The sequence below is a fragment of the Streptococcus sp. 2022WUSS083 genome (genome assembly GCF_044427155.1).
Lineage (GTDB): Bacteria > Bacillota > Bacilli > Lactobacillales > Streptococcaceae > Streptococcus > Streptococcus hashimotonensis.
Map to the genome: position 1 here is coordinate 54865 of NZ_JAOTGK010000001.1, position 19018 is coordinate 73882.

17 protein-coding genes are annotated in these 19018 nt (G+C 44.3%); 13 read left to right on the plus strand and 4 right to left on the minus strand.

From position 1 onward, the window contains the following. Positions 1–115 precede the first annotated feature (115 nt). From ODU41_RS00260 to ODU41_RS00285, 6 genes are all read left to right on the plus strand, one after another. Positions 116–1408, plus strand: coding sequence for an adenylosuccinate synthase (locus tag ODU41_RS00260; RefSeq protein WP_002940128.1), 1293 nt, complete (start codon positions 116–118; stop codon positions 1406–1408). Between the two features lie 109 nt (positions 1409–1517). Then, positions 1518–1841, plus strand: a complete 324-nt coding sequence (gene yajC / locus ODU41_RS00265) for a preprotein translocase subunit YajC (RefSeq protein ID WP_013730587.1) — start codon at positions 1518–1520, stop codon at positions 1839–1841. A gap of 113 nt (positions 1842–1954) precedes the next feature. Beyond that, positions 1955–2710, plus strand: a complete 756-nt coding sequence (locus ODU41_RS00270; RefSeq protein ID WP_044685637.1) for an isoprenyl transferase — start codon at positions 1955–1957, stop codon at positions 2708–2710. Positions 2711–2719: 9 nt separating this feature from the next. Next, the gene (locus ODU41_RS00275; protein WP_136581585.1) at positions 2720–3526 is read left to right on the plus strand and encodes a phosphatidate cytidylyltransferase; all 807 of its coding nucleotides are present in this window, start codon (positions 2720–2722) and stop codon (positions 3524–3526) included. Positions 3527–3535: 9 nt separating this feature from the next. Further along, positions 3536–4795, plus strand: coding sequence for an RIP metalloprotease RseP (gene rseP, locus ODU41_RS00280; protein WP_044669609.1), 1260 nt, complete (start codon positions 3536–3538; stop codon positions 4793–4795). A gap of 380 nt (positions 4796–5175) precedes the next feature. Beyond that, positions 5176–7038, plus strand: a complete 1863-nt coding sequence (locus ODU41_RS00285) for a proline--tRNA ligase (protein WP_136581584.1) — start codon at positions 5176–5178, stop codon at positions 7036–7038. 204 nt (positions 7039–7242) lie between these two features. Here the strand turns inward: ODU41_RS00285 and ODU41_RS00290 are convergent, their stop codons facing one another. Genes ODU41_RS00290 through dhaK form a run of 4 tightly spaced genes read right to left on the minus strand, consistent with a single transcriptional unit; the run spans position 7243 to position 9909 of the window. Next, on the minus strand, positions 7243–7953 hold the full coding sequence (locus ODU41_RS00290) for an MIP/aquaporin family protein (RefSeq protein WP_136581583.1): 711 nt from the start codon (positions 7951–7953) through the stop codon (positions 7243–7245). Between the two features lie 9 nt (positions 7954–7962). Beyond that, positions 7963–8337: a dihydroxyacetone kinase phosphoryl donor subunit DhaM gene (gene dhaM, locus ODU41_RS00295; RefSeq protein WP_002938758.1), complete on the minus strand. Its 375-nt coding sequence runs from the start codon at positions 8335–8337 to the stop codon at positions 7963–7965. Beyond that, a complete protein-coding gene (gene dhaL, locus ODU41_RS00300; protein ID WP_074391614.1) occupies positions 8334–8909 on the minus strand; it encodes a dihydroxyacetone kinase subunit DhaL in 576 nt (191 codons plus the stop codon). Before dhaL ends, dhaM begins: the two co-directional genes overlap by 4 nt. Before the next feature lie 10 nt (positions 8910–8919). Further along, positions 8920–9909, minus strand: coding sequence for a dihydroxyacetone kinase subunit DhaK (gene dhaK / locus ODU41_RS00305; protein WP_024414108.1), 990 nt, complete (start codon positions 9907–9909; stop codon positions 8920–8922). A 147-nt stretch (positions 9910–10056) separates the two neighbouring features. Between dhaK and dhaS the strand changes: the two genes are divergently transcribed. From dhaS to ODU41_RS00340, 7 genes are all read left to right on the plus strand, one after another. Continuing rightward, positions 10057–10602: a dihydroxyacetone kinase transcriptional activator DhaS gene (dhaS, locus tag ODU41_RS00310; protein WP_024414109.1), complete on the plus strand. Its 546-nt coding sequence runs from the start codon at positions 10057–10059 to the stop codon at positions 10600–10602. Positions 10603–10612: 10 nt separating this feature from the next. Continuing rightward, a complete protein-coding gene (gene dhaQ, locus ODU41_RS00315; protein WP_398578523.1) occupies positions 10613–11602 on the plus strand; it encodes a DhaKLM operon coactivator DhaQ in 990 nt (329 codons plus the stop codon). Positions 11603–11990: 388 nt separating this feature from the next. Then, on the plus strand, positions 11991–12455 hold the full coding sequence (locus ODU41_RS00320) for a hypothetical protein (RefSeq protein WP_074391617.1): 465 nt from the start codon (positions 11991–11993) through the stop codon (positions 12453–12455). Between the two features lie 180 nt (positions 12456–12635). Further along, complete coding sequence (locus ODU41_RS00325; protein ID WP_290438324.1) at positions 12636–12779, plus strand: putative holin-like toxin; 144 nt, start codon at positions 12636–12638, stop codon at positions 12777–12779. A gap of 228 nt (positions 12780–13007) precedes the next feature. Then, complete coding sequence (locus ODU41_RS00330) at positions 13008–13088, plus strand: putative holin-like toxin (RefSeq protein WP_074391932.1); 81 nt, start codon at positions 13008–13010, stop codon at positions 13086–13088. A 515-nt stretch (positions 13089–13603) separates the two neighbouring features. Beyond that, on the plus strand, positions 13604–17995 hold the full coding sequence (locus ODU41_RS00335) for a PolC-type DNA polymerase III (protein ID WP_074391619.1): 4392 nt from the start codon (positions 13604–13606) through the stop codon (positions 17993–17995). A gap of 143 nt (positions 17996–18138) precedes the next feature. Beyond that, the gene (locus ODU41_RS00340) at positions 18139–18741 is read left to right on the plus strand and encodes a nitroreductase family protein (RefSeq protein ID WP_074391620.1); all 603 of its coding nucleotides are present in this window, start codon (positions 18139–18141) and stop codon (positions 18739–18741) included. Positions 18742–19018: the final 277 nt, after the last annotated feature.

Here is a 19018-nt window from a genome sequence, read left to right on the forward strand (position 1 = left end):
GAAAAAATGTTCGTTTTTTGATAGAATAGTGTGTAAAACGAAACTTGCAGGTGAGATTCCTGCCAGAAGTAGAAGAAAGGCTGGGCTGGTTAGCCAGTTCAGAGAAAGAGTGAATATGACATCAGTAGTTGTTGTAGGAACCCAGTGGGGCGACGAAGGTAAGGGTAAAATTACAGACTTCTTGTCTGCTAATGCTGAAGTAATCGCACGTTATCAAGGTGGAGATAATGCAGGACATACTATCGTTATCGACGGTACCAAGTATAAGTTGCACTTGATTCCGTCTGGAATTTTCTTCCCAGAAAAGATTTCGGTTATCGGAAATGGCGTAGTTGTCAATCCAAAATCTTTGGTGAAGGAAATCAACTATCTCCATGATTCAGGTGTGACGACAGATAATTTGCGGATTTCAGACCGCGCACATGTTATCTTGCCTTATCACATCAAATTGGACCAGTTGCAAGAAGAGTCTAAAGGTGAGAACAAGATTGGTACAACCAACAAGGGTATCGGTCCAGCCTACATGGACAAGGCTGCGCGTGTTGGTATCCGTATCGCAGACCTCTTGGACAAGGAGATTTTTGCGGAGCGTTTGAAAACAAACCTGGCTGAGAAAAACCGTTTGTTTGAGAAGATGTATGAGTCAACTCCGATTGAGTTTGACGAAATCTTTGAAGAATACTACGCTTATGGTCAAGAAATCAAAAAGTATGTAACAGATACCTCTGTTATCTTGAACGATGCCCTCGACCAAGGCAAACGTGTCTTGTTTGAGGGTGCGCAAGGGGTTATGTTGGATATTGACCAAGGTACCTATCCATTCGTTACTTCTTCAAACCCAGTTGCTGGTGGTGTGACCATCGGTAGCGGTGTCGGTCCAAGCAAGATTGACAAGGTTGTTGGTGTATGTAAGGCCTACACTAGCCGTGTTGGTGACGGACCATTCCCAACTGAATTGCACGATGAAATCGGAGACCGTATCCGCGAAATCGGTAAAGAGTACGGTACGACAACTGGCCGTCCACGCCGTGTCGGTTGGTTTGACTCAGTGGTGATGCGCCATAGCCGCCGTGTGTCAGGTATTACCAACTTGTCCCTCAACTCGATTGACGTCTTGTCAGGTCTTGAGACCTTGAAAATCTGCGTGGCTTATGACTTGGATGGTGAGCGTATTGACCACTACCCAGCAAGTTTGGAGCAACTCAAACGTTGCAAACCAATCTACGAAGAAATGCCAGGTTGGTCTGAAGACATCACAGGTGTACGTAGCCTGGATGAATTGCCAGAAGCGGCTCGCAACTATGTTCGTCGTATCAGCGAATTGGTAGGCGTTCGTATCTCAACCTTCTCAGTAGGACCTGGTCGTGAACAGACCAACATCCTTGAGAGTGTATGGAGCGCAAAATAATGTGCGAAGACTGAACGAAAGTTCGGTCTTTTTCTGTTTGGTCGAACTTTGCTTTCTTGTCCAGAATTTGATATAATCATGCTTATCAAACAATAAAAGAGGTAAACAAATGGAAGGTTTATTTTTGCCGCTTGTCATGGTTGCCATGATTGGTTTTATGTTCTATTCGCAACGTAAACAACAAAAACAACGTCAAGAAGCACTAAATCAAATCAAAAAAGGTGATGAAATTGTGACCATTGGTGGGCTATTTGGTATTGTCGATGAAATCGATGATAAAAAGGTTGTTCTCGATGTTGATGGTGTTTACTTGACATTTGAACGTGGTGCTATTCGTAATCGTGTAGCAAGTTCAGGTACTACATCTGCAGTTGTTGAAGAAGTGGCAGTTGAAACGACAGAAGCAACTCCAGAAGCTGCAATTGAAGAATAAGGATGAAAAACCGAGGGAAACCTTGGTTTTCTCTTGTTTTAGCCCTGCCTGATTTTTGCTATCCTAGGTAAAAATATGGTATAATGAAACGATTATACAATAAGGAAAATACCATGTTTAAATTTAATTTTAAAAAGAAAGAAAGCATTGAAACTGCAATTGAAGTCCCTAAACATATCGCTGTGATTATGGATGGCAATGGCCGTTGGGCGAAAAAGCGGATGCAGCCACGTATTATGGGGCATAAGGCTGGTATGGATGCACTTCAAAAGGTTACCAAGACGGCTTCTGATTTGGGAGTAAAGGTGTTAACTGTCTATGCCTTTTCTACAGAAAACTGGTCTCGACCGGAAAAAGAAGTGAAGTTTATTATGAATCTACCTGTGGAGTTTTATGATAAGTATGTTCCTGAACTCCATGCCAATAATGTCAAAATTCAGATGATTGGTGACCATTCAAAACTTCCTGTCCCGACTCTCAATGCGCTTTATAAAGCCGAACAAAAGACAAAGAGTAACACTGGTTTGATTCTCAACTTCGCTCTTAACTATGGCGGTCGTGATGAGGTGACTCGCGCAGTCAAGGCTATTGCGCAAGATATCTTGGATGCCAAGTTCAATCCTGGAGATATTGACGAGAAATTAATAGCGGATTACCTCTATACAGGAACCTTATCACCAACGTTACGCGATCCCGATCTAGTTATCCGTACAAGTGGTGAACTTCGTCTTAGCAACTTCCTACCGTGGCAAACAGCCTACAGCGAGCTGTACTTTACAGATATTGCTTGGCCTGATTTTGATGGAGAAGCACTTAAATTAGCGATTAAAGAATACAACCGTCGCCACAGACGTTTTGGCGGTGTATAAGGAGAAGGTATGACAAACGATTTACAGAAACGAGTGATATTTGGCGGCATTGCTCTAGCTATTTTCATTCCCTTTTTGTTGGCTGGTGGGATGGCATTTCAATTTTTTGTAGGCCTGTTAGCCATCATTGCTACGGCTGAATTGATTAAAATGCATCGCCTAGCACCAAATTCTATCGAGGGTGTCTTAGCTATGTTGGCCAGTTTAGTCTTGGCTCTTCCGCTCCAGAATTATCTGACATTTTTACCGACGGATGGAAATTACACAGCCTACGCCATTGTAGTATTTTTACTGCTTGGTTCGACGGTTTTTAATATCGGTCATTACAACTATTCCGATGTGGTCTTTCCAATTGCATCAAGTTTCTATGTTGGTATCGGCTTTCATAGTTTGATACTGGCTCGTATGGATGGGCTCAATAAAGTCTTCTTTGCCCTCTGTTTAGTCTGGGCAACAGACATTGGTGCCTACTTAATCGGTCGTCAGATTGGTCGGAGAAAATTATTGCCGAAGGTTTCACCGAATAAAACGGTTGAAGGCTTTGTAGGCGGTATTCTTTCTGCGGTGGTAGTTGCTATCATTTTCTTGATTGTCGATAAGTCCTTGTTGGCTGGCTATTCATTTGGCATGATGTTGTTGTTAGTTGTGATTTTCTCGATATTCTCACAATTCGGAGATTTAGTAGAAAGTGCTATTAAACGCCATTTTGGTGTGAAGGATTCTGGAAGAATTATTCCAGGACACGGTGGTATCCTGGATCGTTTTGACGGTATGATTTTTGTCTTTCCAATCATGCACTTCTTTGGATTATTTTAAGGAGGTACTATGAAGGGAATTTTAGCATTTATATTTATATTTGGTGTGATTGTGGTTGTCCATGAATTTGGTCATTTCTACTTTGCCAAGAAAGCTGGTATCCTTGTGAGGGAATTTGCGATTGGGATGGGTCCCAAAATTTTCGCTCATACAGGTAAGGATGGGACACTTTACACCATCCGTATCCTTCCCCTAGGTGGCTATGTTCGAATGGCTGGATGGGGTGAAGATAAGACAGAGATTAAGACAGGTAGTCCTGCCAGTCTCAGCCTGAATGAAGCTGGTGTTGTGACGCGGATTAATTTGTCTGGTAAGCAACTGGATAGTCTCAGTTTGCCAATGAATGTAACCAGTTTTGACTTTGAAGAAAAATTGGAAATCACAGGCTTGGTCTTGGAAGAAAGCAAGACCTATAAGGTTGATCACGATGCCACGATTGTAGAGGAAGATGGAACAGAAGTTCGGATTGCTCCACTTGATGTTCAGTATCAAAATGCGACAGTCTGGGGACGGTTGATGACCAACTTTGCGGGTCCCATGAATAACTTTATTTTAGGGATTCTAGTATTTATTATTTTGTTCTTCATGCAAGGCGGGGTTGCCAACCCATCAAGCAATGCAGTAAGTATTACTGAAGGTGGTGCTTTGCAGGCGGCAGGTGTTGTCACAGGGGACAAGATTCTTTCGGTCAATGGGAACACGACAGACAGCTACACAGAAGTTGCAACGATTATTAGCAAAGCAGCGACAGATGCAACAACAGCCCCAAGCTTTGATTTGGTCGTTGAGCATGATGGGAAAAACCGTCATGTCTCCGTTATTGCTGAACAAGTAGATGGGGCCTATCGAATAGGTATTTCACCGATTTTGAAAACTGGTTTCGTTGATAAAATTGTCGGTGGTTTCCAAGAAGCGGGTGCGACAGCTCTTAGGGTTGTAACAGCTTTGAAGAACCTAATTGCAAACTTTGATGTTAAGCAGTTGGGGGGACCGGTTGCTATTTATAAAGTAAGTTCTCAAGCGGCTGAGTTTGGTTTGGTCTCTGTGTTGGGGCTGATGGCTGCGCTCTCCATTAACCTTGGAATCTTCAATTTGATTCCAATTCCAGCCTTGGATGGTGGTAAGATTGTGATGAATATCCTAGAAGCCATTCGCAGAAAACCACTCAAACCAGAGACGGAATCTTATATCACTCTAGCAGGTGTAGCCGTTATGGTGGTTCTTATGATAGTAGTCACTTGGAATGATATTATAAGAGTCTTCTTCTAAGATAATTTGAAATTTATGAAAGGAATTGAATGCGTGCTAAACGCAGGATGTTCTGAAAAAATACGAAAAAGAAAGGAACAGAGAGTTTTCATATTTGAACTCGAGCGTCAGCGAGGGGGTTGAAAAGTTAATTCTTTGTCTTCCAGTCAAGTAAACTACGAAAGGAATTGAACACGGGCTGAGACCTGTGCATTCCTGATAAACAAAAGATGAAAGGAATTGAATGCGTGCTAAAAACTTTACGAAAAAGAAACGTAGGTGTTTCAACTTTAGTTGATTACAGCTACGGTTACCGTTAGGTGTAAACCTGCCTAGTGCCAAAGGCACGGCATTAGGTTTCCTATTTTCGTTTCGTTTTCTTAACGCACTTATATCTTAATATGAAACAGTCTAAAATGATTATCCCTACTTTGCGGGAGATGCCTTCGGATGCGTCGGTGATTAGCCACGCTTTGATGTTACGTGCGGGTTATGTCCGTCAGATTTCTGCTGGTATTTACAGCTACTTGCCATTGGCTAACCGTGTGATTGAAAAAGCAAAAAATATCATGCGTGAGGAGTTTGACAAAATTGATGCTATTGAATTTTTAGCGCCAGCACTTTTGTCAGCAGATATCTGGCGTGAGTCAGGTCGTTACGAAACATATGGCGACGATCTTTACAAACTCAAAAACCGCGAAGGTTCTGACTTTATCTTGGGTCCGACCCACGAAGAAACGGTGACACTTTTGGCGCGTGATGCGGTCCAGTCTTACAAACAGTTGCCGCTTAACATCTACCAAATCCAATCTAAGTATCGTGATGAAAAACGCCCTCGTAACGGTCTTCTCCGTGGTCGCGAGTTCATCATGAAAGACGGTTACAGCTTCCATGCTAGTTATGAGAGCTTGGACCAGACCTACGATGACTACAAGGCGGCTTACGAGGCAATCTTCACTCGTGCAGGATTGGAGTTCAAGGCCATTATCGGTGACGGTGGTGCCATGGGTGGTAAGGATAGCCAGGAGTTTATGGCCATTACACCAGACCGTACTGACCTGGACCGCTGGGTTGTCTTGGACAAGTCGGTTGCTTCTTTTGAAGAAATCCCAGAGGATGTTCTTGAAGCGATCAAGGAAGAACTCTTGGCATGGTCTGTGTCTGGTGAAGACACCATCGCCTACTCTAGCGAATCTGGTTACGCTGCCAACCTAGAAATGGCAACTAGCGAGTACAAATCAAGTACAGCAGTTGTCGTCGAAGAAGATTTGGTTAAAGTAGAGACGCCAGATGCCAAAACCATCGACGAAGTTGCGGCCTTCTTGAATGTCGCTGAAGAGCAAACTATCAAAACCATGCTCTTTATGGCAGACGGTGAGCCAGTTGTTGCCCTCCTCGTCGGCAATGATCAAGTGAATGATGTCAAGTTGAAAAACCACCTTGGAGCAGATTTCTTTGATGTAGCTAGCCCAGACGATGCAGAAAAAGTCTTCGGTGCAGGCTTTGGCTCACTTGGCCCAGTCGGCTTACCAGAAAACATCAAAATTATTGCAGACCGCAAGGTTCAAGATGTGAAAAATGCTGTTGTCGGTGCCAACGAAGATGGTTTCCACTACACAGGTGCCAATGCAGGGCGTGATTTCCAAGTAACTGAGTATGTGGATATTCGCGAAGTCAAAGAGGGGGAGCCTTCTCCAGATGGACACGGGGTTCTCAACTTTGCCCGTGGTATCGAGATTGGTCACATCTTCAAACTCGGTACACGCTATTCAGACAGCATGAATGCCAACATCTTGGATGAGAATGGTCGTTCTATGCCGATTATCATGGGTTGCTACGGAATCGGTGTTAGCCGCCTCTTGTCAGCCGTTCTTGAGCAACACGCCCGTCTCTTTGTCAACAAGACACCAAAAGGTGAATACCGTTACGCTTGGGGCATCAACTTCCCTAAAGAATTGGCACCGCTTGATGTGCATTTGATTCCAGTCAATGTTAAAGATGAAGAAGCGATGGCCTTGACCCAATCTATCGAAGCGAGCTTGGTAGGTGCAGGTTATGAAGTCTTGACAGATGACCGTAATGAGCGTGTCGGGGTTAAATTCTCTGACAGCGACTTGATTGGCTTGCCAATCCGTGTGACTGTTGGTAAGAAAGCAGCTGATGGCATCGTCGAAGTGAAAATCAAGGGCACAGGTGACACTGTGGAAGTCCATGTGGACCAACTCCTTGAAACCCTTCAAATCCTTACAACTGAAAATGAATAACAGAAAAAGACTTGGTTGATGGTAGCCAAGTCTTTGTTGATGTCATAACTTAGTTTATTGTTGATTGCTATGACGAGTGAAAAAATGTTACTTGTAGATTTCCGGTTTAGGACAGGGTTTTGCTTGTTGCCCGGTACTAAAAGTATACGAAACGATGATATAAAAAAGTAGGCTTGGTTCTAGTCACCCAAGCCTATTTTTTTTTTATAACATATTTAGTAGGAGGTTGTAGAGGATGGCACCGATGACACCACCGAGAATTGGGCCGACAACTGGGATCCAGCTATAGGACCAATCAGAATCTCCCTTGTTTGGAATTGGTAGGATGGCATGCATGATGCGAGGACCGAGGTCGCGGGCCGGGTTGATGGCATAGCCGGTTGTTGAACCAAGCGAGAAACCGATGGCAAATACGATGAGTCCCACGATGATTGGGCCGAGGCCAGCGCTGACATTGTTAGGGCCAATCGCGAGAATACCCATGACAAGCACTGCGGTGCCTAGAACTTCACCGAAAAGATTTGAGGCTGTGTGGCGCAATGCAGGACCAGTAGAAAATGTTGCAAGAATCGTTCCACTATCTTTTGTTTCCTGCCAATGTGGGTAGAAATGGAGATAGAGGACGATGGATGCCAACATTGCTCCAGCAAATTGGGCAAGTAGGAAGCCTGGGACTTGAGCCCATGGTAGGGAGCCGATAGATGCCATTGCGATAGTGACAGCTGGATTCAGGTGGGCAGGTCCAAAAATTCCTGATACGTAGACGGCAATTGTTACAGCGATGCCCCATCCTAGTACGATGGTCAGCCAGCCGCTATTTTCAGCCTTGGTTTTAGAGAGGATGCAGGATGCAACCACACCGTTTCCAAGTAATACTAGTATGAAAGTTCCAAGTAATTCTCCAATCAGATTCATAATGACCTCCTATTTATTGATTGTCAGTTCTTTTAATTGTTCAAGAATAGTCTCCAAGTCAGCTCCAGCCTGTAAGAGAGCTGCGGCAGTATAGCAACCTTCGACGACTGGTACGGTTTGGATAAGAATTTGTTTGTCTGTAAAATCGGCAGCAAGTTCCATGTTCATTCGGGCGCTACCTAGGTCGAAAAAGGCAAGGAGGGTATCAGCAGGGTTTGCTTCAACTCGCTCTTGTACGATTTCAAAGCTAGTACCGATGCTACCATCTTCTAGTCCGCCACAGTAGGTGATGGGAATATCTTTGGCGACTTCAGATACTAGGTCAATGATTCCCTGTGCCAAATTTTTTGAATGGGATACGAGTAAGATACCAACCTTTGTCATAGTCCTGCCTCCAACATGGCTTCAAAGAGAAGTCCAGATGAGAAAGAGCCTGGGTCAATGTGTCCAATAGACCTTTCTCCAACATAGGACGCGCGTCCCTTGGTTGCAGCAATATTCTTTGTTCCTTGAACGGCTTTATGGATAATTTCCGTTGTCAGCTGGCTTTCTCTTAGGGCAGAAATAACAGGAATCCAGACGTCTACCATGGTTTTCTCGCCTAATTCAGCCTTGCCGCGTTTTTGGATCATGTCCAAACCTGCTTGTAGCATGTCTGCCAAATCAGTGCCGGCTTGACTGGCTTTGGTAATACCCATAAAGGCAGAGCCGTAGAGAGGACCGGAAGCACCGCCAACCTTGCTGAGAAGTTGCATGGCAACCACCTTAAAGACTTGGTCGGCAGTCTCATAGTCTTTTTCAGATAGCTCCTGCATGACGGCAGCCATTCCTCGCGCCATGTTGCCCCCGTGATCTCCATCTCCGATTGGAGAGTCAAGCTCACTCAAATAATCTTTGTTTTCTTGAATTTTCTTGTTGAATGTCTCCATCCAGAGTAATGCTTGTTTTGCATCCATAGTCTTTCTCCTACCAAGCTACCACTTCAACAGGTGCCTGCAAAGCGTCAATCCAGCTTGGGTCTTCTAGTTTGATTAAGGTCAATGACAGTCCAGCCATATCAATCGATGTCATGTAGTTACCGATTTTCTTGTAGTCAACGACAACACCTTTTTTAGCCAGCAATTGAGCAACGTCGTTGGCAAAGACATATTGCTCCATCAGAGGGGTAGCGCCGAGACCGTTGATAAGGACACCATAGTGCTCGCCATCTTGAATATCGAAGCCTTCAGCCAATTTGTCAACTAATTCTTCAGCCAATTTAGCAGATGGTTGGAGTTTTTCTTTCTTATAGCCAGGTTCGCCATGGATACCGACACCATATTCAAATTCATCTTCTTCAAGGACGAAGCCTGGTTTGCCCACTTCTGGTACAGTAGCGCCTGATAGGGCTAAGCCGATAGTCTTGATTTGTGGGACGAGACGGTCAGCCAGTTCCTTGATTTCTGCTAGGGATTTGCCAGTTGTTGCAGCGTGACCGAGAATCTTGTGGACAAGGATGGTACCTGCTACCCCACGACGGCCTTGGGTATAGAGGCTATTTTCCACAGCGATGTCATCGTCCACAACGACACTGGCTACTTCGATGCCCTCCATTTCCGCCAATTCTTGCGCCATCTCAAAGTTCATGATGTCGCCAGAGTAGTTTTTGATGACCATAAAGACGCCCGCTCCCTCGTCAGCAGCCTTGATGGCTTCCAAGATTTGGTCTGGGGTTGGTGAGGTAAATACTGCGCCACATACAGCGGCAGACAACATGCCCTTGCCGACAAAGCCTGCATGAGAAGGTTCATGACCAGAGCCACCTCCTGAGATGATGCCGACTTTACCAGATTTTTCGGCCTTGCGGATAATTACATCAAATCCATCGATTTGATCGACAAGATCTTGGTGCATAAAGACAAGTCCTTTTAACATTTCATCAACGACATGTTCGGGTTGATTGATAATTTTTTTCATGAGAAAACTCCTTTGTTTTTTTGTTTGCGCTTTCATTTTACGTTGTCCGAAAGAAAAAAGGAAGGGACAGATTGTCCAAAGTGTCCCTTTTGTTCCAAAGAAAAGCATGATAGGGTATAATAAAGAGGAAGCGAAAGGAAGTGACATATGCCAACCTCGTTGATTACAAAGAAAAGGATTGCAAAGGCTTTTAAAAAACAGCTATCCCTAAAATCCTTTGATAAAATCTCAGTTGTCGACATCATGCAGGAAGCAGGGATTCGTCGTCAAACCTTTTACAACCATTTTTTAGACAAGTATGAGTTACTGGACTGGATATTTGAAACAGAATTGCAGGAGCAGGTAACTGACAATCTGACCTATATTAGTGGAATCAAGCTTCTGGATGAGCTCTTGTACTACATCGAGAGTAACCAATCTTTCTATAGGCAACTCTTTGAGATTAAGGGGCAAAATGATTTTGTCAGCTATTTAGAAGGCTACTTTATGGTTTTGATGGAGAAAATTATCAACGAATACCAGCTTCAGGAGGGGAAAATGATTTCCCAACAGGATAAGCATTTTTTGATTCTCTATCATGCTAATGCTTGGATTGGACTGATAAAGGAAGGACTGACGCAGTCGCCTTGTCAGATTCACAGTTATTGGAAGCAAATGGTGGCTCTTGTTCGCGAGTCGTTTTTGATTTTGTAGGAGTTAATATATGGTGTTTATTAGAAATAGACAGGCAACAATTATTGAAGATTATTTGGATGGTTTCTGTCGAACCAATCCTAAAGTGAAGAAAGTGAAGGGGCTTCCGATTGTTCTGCAAAGAAGACAAAATGGGGAACAGATTCCGATTGTTTCTGGCGGTGGTTCTGGTCATGAACCAGCCCATGTTGGCTTCGTCGGTAAAGGAATGCTGACTGCAGCAGTCTACGGAGAGATTTTTACTCCACCAACTGCTGAAGAAGTCCTGGCAGCCATTCGTGCAGTAGATAAGGGCAAGGGAGTTTTTCTGATTGTAAAAAACTTTGAGGCAGACCTTGTCTCTTTTAGAAAAGCCATCGAATTGGCTCGGCAGGAGGGAATTGCAGTCAAGTACATCGTATCCCATGACGATATTTCGGTCGATACTAAGAATAATTTCCGTATGCGGCATAGGGGGCTTGCAGGGACCATTCTACTTCATAAGATATTAGGAGCTGCTGCCCTTACTGGCTATAGCCTGGATGAATTGGAACAGCTGGGACTGTCTTTGGCAACAGAAATTGCGACCATCGGTTTTGCAACCAAGTCGGCCTATTTGCCCAATGCTGCCCTGCCTTTGTTTGATTTGGAGGAGGGACAAATATCTTACGGCATCGGTATCCATGGAGAAGAAGGCTATCGGACCGTTCGTTTTGAATCCTCTGAGCAGTTAGCCAACGAAATTGTGAACAAATTAAAATTAAAATTCCGCTGGAAGGAGGGGGAAGACTATATTCTTCTGGTCAATAATCTTGGATCTATGTCTGAGGTTGAGCAAGGAATCTTTTTGAATGACATTTGCCAATTTCTAGAGCTAGAAGGTTTACAGCTTTCCTATATAAAAACAGGTAAATTTATGACCAGTCTTGATATGGGAGGAATTTCTGTCACCCTCTGTCGTGTCAAGGATCGAAAATGGCTGGATTTTTTAGAAGCACCGACAGAAGCTGCGGCTTGGTAGGTTCCTCTTTTCATAGAACATCCACCTCTAGGGTTTTTCCCATAGAGGTTTTTCGTGCACTCTTTCTATTTTTTAGACAAAATACCTTGACAAAAATGTTCAGGGAGGAGAATGGCACTGATAAACAAAAAGTTTGTCATAAAACGATTCAGAAGGATGATAAGATGACAAAGAAAAAACAATTGACCGGACTCGTCCAGCAGAGGCGGAAGCTGTCAGTTCGACGACCAGTAGCCAACCGGTCACTGCTCAGGATGTGCAGATGCGCAGGCAGTGGTTGATGAAGCCAGTCAAGTAGCGCAAGCCATTGATACGGGAGTGGCGACAACGGAGCAGGATTGGGTATGCTCGGATTGGCAGTAGGAGTGAGATGGAAAGGAGAGTAGGGATGAATAATCACGTAGTAACTAATCCAACTATAGATATTATAGCCTATAAATTGGGAGACAGATTGAACGGTATGTCTGCTAAAGATGTTTTAGATGCACACTATAATCACGCAATAAATAACGGCGGCAGAGTTTTGTTTACAGTGCCGACTGAAAATGTGACAAAGGTAGGTAAAAATAAACAACCAGACCAACTCATCATGACACTAGGAGACTTCTCGGACGACTTTATTGCGGAAGTTGATGACTTTGGAGAGTTCCATAGTAAGACACCAAGTAATGCATATCAAAATCCGTCACAGTTTGATACGATCCAAGAAAGTCAGTCAAATTATACTTGGTTTGAACTAAAAAATCTTAAAAAGCTTGCTACATTAGCTTTAGAACAATTTACAAATGTAAATACAGGTAAGCCACTTATAGAAAGTTTATCAGGTCAATCTTGTCGTATTTATGTTCAGTAAGTACGCTGGAATAACTAGGTATTGAAAAATTCACAATATAAATAAACAAAATCCTCGGAAAGCACTCTGAGGATTTTGTTCTGTGTTCATATTTTTATCAAGTTTATGGTATAATTATTTAGTAGAAAAGTGAAGACGGTGGCTTTCGATTTTCTGAAAGTGAGGTGATGCCTATGGGCAATTCATCAAAATCTAACAGAAGGGGGGAGCATTCTTTTGACAGCTTTTGAAGTTGTACAAACGATTCTAGCTTTAGGTAGCTTTACCATTGCTTTAGTCAGCTTGTGTTATAAAATCTTCAAAGAAAATGACCAAAAGAAATAGCCGTCCATACTTTGGCAAGTAACGGCTATTTCTTTAGCTAAAATTAATGAGCCACCGTCTTTTTAACGGTTCTACGTTGGGTAGTTGTTAGCGCAACTGCCTTTTTCTATTTCTATTATAACACGAAAGCTTGAAAAAGCAAGTTTAAAAGGCAGTGGCATACTGGGGATTTCATACCTATAAAATAAAACGTCGGGGCTAGTTTCAGCTTTTGAAGTTGTACAAACGATTCTAGCTTTAGGTAGCTTTACCATTGCTTTAGTCAGCTTGTGCTATAAAATCTTCAAAGAAAATGACCAAAAGAAATAGCCGTCCATACTTTGGCAAGTAACGGCTATTTCTTTTAGCAAATAAAATACGAGCCACCGTCTTTTTAACGGTTCTACGTTGGGTAGTTGTTGACGCAACTACCTTCTTCTATCTCTATTATAACACGAAAGGGCTGGGCAAAAAGTCCTGCCACGCTTCTCAAAGTTAGTGTCAACATCTCAGCGCAGTGGTTGATTGGCAGATTTGTTCGTGTTTCACACTCCAAATCTGACCATCACGACTGTTGCGAACAAAGTTCGCTTCATCTCCAACCTCCAAAGGTTCCCCGAACCTTTGGAGCTATGCGGGGGTGGGAGTGAAACAGTCTGGGGATAGACTGTTTCAGCTCAACAACTAGAAATAAAGACTTGTTGACGAACTTTTTAGATTGGTCGAGTTCTGTCCCACTCCCAGTTTAAATGGTGGTGTCCTGCCAGAAAAGTCCCTGGCTTAGTCCAAGAAAAATTCTTTCATTTATGGTAAAATGTTTCTAACGAACTACAAAGGAAATAAGTATGTCAGATAAGTTTCAACTCTTGCTACAACAAATCGGAATGCCTCTTGATGCACGACAATCAGGGGCTTTTTCGACTGCAACGATTGAGAAAGTAGTCTTGCACAAGGTCAGCAAACTCTGGGAATTTACCTTCCGTTTTGAAACCCCCTTGCCGCTCATGGACTATCAACTCTTCAAGGCTCGTTTGGCGACGGAGTTTGAAAAGGTGGGCAATAAGATTCAATTTTCTATTGTCAGCGATGCGGAGGCCTTTGAAGCTGGTTTGGTAGAAGCTTATTATCCAGAAGCTTTTACGGAAGATTTGTGCCAGAGTGCAGGCTTCAAGGCTCTTTTTCAGCCATTAGAGGTGACTTATAGAGATGGTGTTTTGTGGATAAAAGGTCCTGAAACCATTGACACAGATCATTTTCGGAAGAATCATCTGCCAAATCTTGTGGAACAATACAAGCGATTTGGTTTTGGCAATCTTGCGGTGGACATCCAAGTCTGTCAGGAAATGACGCAGCAACAAGCGGAGATTTTCCATGCGCAAAATGAAGAAATTTACCAGCAAGCTAATGAAGAAAACTTGGCGGCCCTTGAACAACTGGCTCAAATGGCGCCACCACCAGAGGCAGCTCAGCCATTTGTCCCAGAATATAAGAAAAATCGTCCTGCCAAGGTCAATATCGAAAAGGCTGAGATTACTCCTATGATTGAGGTGGATAGTGAGGAGAACCGGATTGTCTTTGAGGGGCTGGTCTTTGAGGTTGAGCAGAAGACGACCAAGACGGGACGGGTCATTATCAACTTTAAGATGACCGACTATACTTCGTCCTTCACCTTGCAGAAGTGGGCTAAGAATGAGGAAGAGGCCCAGAAGTTTGATATGGTCAAAAAGGGCAACTGGCTACGGGTACGTGGAAATGTGGAAACCAATAATTTCACTCGTGATTTGACTATGAACGTACAGGAAGTCCAAGAGGTTAAGAAGGAAATCCGCAAAGATCTCATGCCTGAGGGTGAGAAGCGGGTCGAGTTTCATGCTCATACCAACATGTCTACCATGGATGCCCTGCCTGCTGTTGAGGACTTGGTGGCACGTGCTGCGGCTTGGGGACACAAGGCGGTGGCCATTACTGACCATGGCAATGTCCAGTCCTTCCCCCATGGCTATCATGCTGCCCGTAAAGCTGGAATCAAACCCCTCTTCGGGATGGAGGCCAATATTGTCGAGGACTCTGTGCCCATTGCTTACAACGAAGCAGATGTAGTCCTGTCCGAAGCGACCTATGTAGTCTTTGACGTGGAAACAACCGGTCTCTCTGCAGTCAACAATGCCCTAATTCAGATTGCGGCATCCAAGATGCACAAGGGCAATATCATTGCAGAATTTGATGAGTTTATCGATCCAGGTCATCCGCTCAGTCAATTTACAACAGATCTGACAGGAATCACTGATGAGCATGTGCGCGGTTCTAAACCTCTGGAACAAGTCCTGCGTGAGTTTCAAGATTTCTGTCAAGATTCCGTCATGGTTGCCCACAACGCGACCTTTGACGTTGGCTTTATGAATGTCAACTATGAACGAGCAGGCTTACCTATTATTAGCCAGCCTGTCATTGATACCTTGGAATTTGCTCGTAACCTTTACCCCGACTTTAAGCGTCATGGTTTAGGTCCTCTCACCAAGCGGTTTGGTGTTGCTCTTGAACACCACCACATGGCTAACTACGATGCGGAGGCGACAGGGCGCCTGCTCTTCATCTTCCTAAAAGATGCTCTGGAGAAGCACAATTTGACCAATCTCAACCAGCTAAATACGGAGCTGATTGCGGAGGATTCCTATAAGAAGGCTCGTGTCAAGCATGCCACGTTATATGTGATCAATCAAGTTGGTTTGAAAAATATGTTCAAACTGGTCTCTCTTTCCAATACCAAGTATTTTGAGGGAGTTCCACGTATTCCACGGACCGTTCTCAATGCCCATCGTGAAGGCTTAATATTGGGAACAGCCTGTCAAGAGGGCGAGGTTTTCGATGACTTGCTCTCCAAAGGGATAGATGAAGCGGTTAAAACGGCAGCCTATTATGATTTTATCGAAGTCATGCCACCTGCCCTCTATGCTCCCATGATTGCCAAGGAGCAGTTTAAGGACATGGCAGAGATTGAAGAGACTATCAAGCAGTTGATTGAGGTAGGACGTAGGGCAGGTCTGCCAGTTTTGGCGACAGGAAATGTTCACTATATTGACCCCGAAGAGGAAATCTATCGGGAAATCATTGTTCGTGCTCTAGGTCAAGGGGCACCGATTAACTGGACCATCGGAAATGGTGAGAATGCTCAGCCAGCACCGCTGCCAAAAGCTCACTTTAGAACGACCAGCGAGATGTTGGACGAATTTGCCTTCTTGGGAGAAAGTCTGGCGCGTGAGATTGTCATTACCAATCCCAATGCCATGCTCGATCGGTTTGAAGATGTTCAGGTAGTCAAGACCGACCTCTACACGCCTTATATTGAGAAGGCTGAGGAAACAGTTGCGGAATTGACCTATCAAAAAGCCTTTGAAATTTATGGCAATCCTCTGCCTGATATTATTGATCTGCGGATTGAGAAGGAATTGACGTCCATTCTGGGTAATGGCTTCGCCGTGATTTACCTGGCATCGCAGATGTTGGTGCACCGTTCCAACGAGCGGGGCTACCTGGTGGGTTCACGGGGATCTGTTGGCTCCAGTTTCGTTGCGACCATGATTGGGATTACCGAGGTAAACCCTATGCCTCCTCACTATGTCTGTCCAAATTGTCAACACAGTGAATTTATCACAGATGGTTCCTATGGTTCAGGTTTTGACCTGCCAGACAAGGATTGTGAAAAGTGTGGGACCAAGTATAAAAAAGATGGGCAGGACATTCCTTTCGAGACCTTCCTAGGTTTCGATGGAGACAAGGTTCCCGATATTGACTTGAACTTCTCAGGGGATGACCAACCCTCTGCCCATTTGGATGTTCGAGATATTTTTGGTGAAGAAAATGCCTTCCGTGCAGGAACGGTTGGTACGGTTGCGGCTAAGACTGCCTATGGTTTTGTCCGAGGCTATGAGCGGGATTATGGCAAATTCTATCGAGATGTGGAAGTAGAACGCTTGGCTGCTGGAGCGGCCGGTGTCAAACGGACGACCGGTCAGCACCCAGGGGGGATTATCGTATTTCCTGACTACATGGATGTCTATGACTTTACACCTGTTCAGTATCCTGCCGATGATGTGACGGCCAACTGGCAGACTACCCACTTTAACTTCCACGATATTGATGAAAACGTCTTGAAACTCGATGTCCTGGGTCACGATGATCCGACCATGGTTCGCAAGTTGCAGGATTTGTCAGGCATTGATCCGCAGACCATTCCTGCTGATGACAAGGGAGTGATGGCCCTCTTCTCAGGTACGGAAATTCTAGGAGTTACCCCAGAGCAGATTGGGACGCCGACAGGTATGTTGGGTATTCCTGAATTCGGAACCAACTTTGTACGGGGGATGGTGGAGGAGACCAAACCGACCACCTTTGCAGAACTCTTGCAGCTGTCTGGTCTATCCCACGGTACAGACGTATGGTTGGGCAATGCTCAGGACTTGATTAAGGCAGGAATTGCCGACCTATCCACGGTTATCGGTTGTCGGGATGACATCATGGTTTATCTCATGCACGCAGGTTTACCGCCTAAGATGGCCTTTAATATCATGGAGCGGGTGCGGAAGGGCTTGTGGCTCAAGATTTCCGAGGAAGAGCGAAATGGCTATATCCAAGCCATGAAGGATAACAAGGTGCCCGACTGGTACATCGAATCCTGTGGGAAAATCAAGTACATGTTCCCTAAAGCCCACGCGGCTGCCTACGTTATGATGGCCTTGCGGGTTGCCTATTTCAAGGTTCATCACCCACTCTACTACTATTGTGCTTATTTCTCTATTCGTGCCAAGGCCTTTGATTTGGCGACCATGTCAGGCGGTCTAGATAAAGTCAAGGCCAAGATGGAAGAAATCGCCCTCAAGAAGAAAAACAATGAAGCCTCAAACGTTGAGCAGGACCTTTACACCACCTTAGAGTTGGTCAATGAGATGCTGGAACGTGGCTTCAAGTTCGGTAAATTGGACCTTTACAAGTCCCATGCGACTGACTTCTTGATTGAAGAAGACACCCTCATACCACCATTTGTCGCTATGGATGGTCTGGGAGAGAACGTAGCCAAGCAGGTTGTGGCGGCGCGTGCCGAGGGGGAATTCCTCTCAAAAACCGAACTCCGTAAACGGGGAGGTCTATCTAGCACTCTTGTTGAAAAAATGGATGAAATGGGCATCCTCGGTAAAATGCCAGAGGATAACCAGCTCAGTCTCTTTGATGATTTGTTTTAAACTTGTTCACTGTTTCTTTGGAAGCAGTGAGTTTTTTTTATAAAAAGAAGTCAAAACTCTTGACTAATGTTTTTGATAGGTATATAATCTCTACATAGTGATAAAAACTACTATGTAGTAACAATAAGAAAAGAGGAAATCCTATGTCAAACTTTGCAAAACTTCAAGAAACTCGTCGTTCTATCTATGCACTTGGTAAAGACCTACCTGTATCAAATGAAGAAGTAGTAGCACTTGTTGAGAAAGCCATGAAAGAATCTCCATCAGCTTTCAACTCACAATCAAGCCGTGCAGTTGTACTTTTCGGAGCTGAATCAGACGCTTTTTGGAATGAAATTGCCTACAGCGAATTAGAAAAAGTAACGCCAGCAGAAGCTTTTGAAGGCACAAAAGGTCGTTTGGCTGGTTTTGCGGCTGGTGCTGGTACTATCTTGTTCTTCGAAGACCAAGACGTGGTTAAAGGCCTGCAAGAAAGCTTCCCACTTTACGCTGAAAACTTCCCAATCTGGTCTGAACAAGCTCACGGTATCAACTTGTACGCAGTATGGTTGGCTTTCGCTGAGAAAAATATCGGCATGAACGTACAACACTACAACCCATTGGTTGACGCACAAGTTGCTGAAAAATACGGTATCCCAGCTAACTGGAAACTCCGTGCACAAGCACCATTCGGAAGCATCGCAGCTCCAGCAGCAGACAAAGACTATATGGCGGATGGGGACCGTGTAAAGGTTTTTGGTAACTAATACTCTGCGAAAATTGAAGTCAGACGTTGTTGACTTGATGTGATGAACTTAAGTTCTATCTACATCTGCGTCGCCTAGTCTGACTTCAATTTTCATTGAGTATACATATTTACAGTTTGTTTTATTACGTCGGCAGATGAGGGCTGGGCAAAAAGCCCGGCGCCACTTCTCGGAGTTCGTGCCAACATTTCAGCGCAGTGGTTGATTGGCAGATTTGTTCGTGTCTTACACTTCAAATCTGACCATTACGACTGTTGCGAACAAAGTTCGCTTCATC

Coding starts and splice junctions, on each gene's coding strand:
- ODU41_RS00260 (WP_002940128.1), top strand. CDS start 116: ATGACATCAGTAGTTGTTGTAGGAACCCAGTGGGGCGACGAAGGTAAG.
- yajC (WP_013730587.1), top strand. CDS start 1,518: ATGGAAGGTTTATTTTTGCCGCTTGTCATGGTTGCCATGATTGGTTTT.
- ODU41_RS00270 (WP_044685637.1), top strand. CDS start 1,955: ATGTTTAAATTTAATTTTAAAAAGAAAGAAAGCATTGAAACTGCAATT.
- ODU41_RS00275 (WP_136581585.1), top strand. CDS start 2,720: ATGACAAACGATTTACAGAAACGAGTGATATTTGGCGGCATTGCTCTA.
- rseP (WP_044669609.1), top strand. CDS start 3,536: ATGAAGGGAATTTTAGCATTTATATTTATATTTGGTGTGATTGTGGTT.
- ODU41_RS00285 (WP_136581584.1), top strand. CDS start 5,176: ATGAAACAGTCTAAAATGATTATCCCTACTTTGCGGGAGATGCCTTCG.
- ODU41_RS00290 (WP_136581583.1), bottom strand. CDS start 7,953: ATGAATCTGATTGGAGAATTACTTGGAACTTTCATACTAGTATTACTT.
- dhaM (WP_002938758.1), bottom strand. CDS start 8,337: ATGACAAAGGTTGGTATCTTACTCGTATCCCATTCAAAAAATTTGGCA.
- dhaL (WP_074391614.1), bottom strand. CDS start 8,909: ATGGATGCAAAACAAGCATTACTCTGGATGGAGACATTCAACAAGAAA.
- dhaK (WP_024414108.1), bottom strand. CDS start 9,909: ATGAAAAAAATTATCAATCAACCCGAACATGTCGTTGATGAAATGTTA.
- dhaS (WP_024414109.1), top strand. CDS start 10,057: ATGCCAACCTCGTTGATTACAAAGAAAAGGATTGCAAAGGCTTTTAAA.
- dhaQ (WP_398578523.1), top strand. CDS start 10,613: ATGGTGTTTATTAGAAATAGACAGGCAACAATTATTGAAGATTATTTG.
- ODU41_RS00320 (WP_074391617.1), top strand. CDS start 11,991: ATGAATAATCACGTAGTAACTAATCCAACTATAGATATTATAGCCTAT.
- ODU41_RS00335 (WP_074391619.1), top strand. CDS start 13,604: ATGTCAGATAAGTTTCAACTCTTGCTACAACAAATCGGAATGCCTCTT.
- ODU41_RS00340 (WP_074391620.1), top strand. CDS start 18,139: ATGTCAAACTTTGCAAAACTTCAAGAAACTCGTCGTTCTATCTATGCA.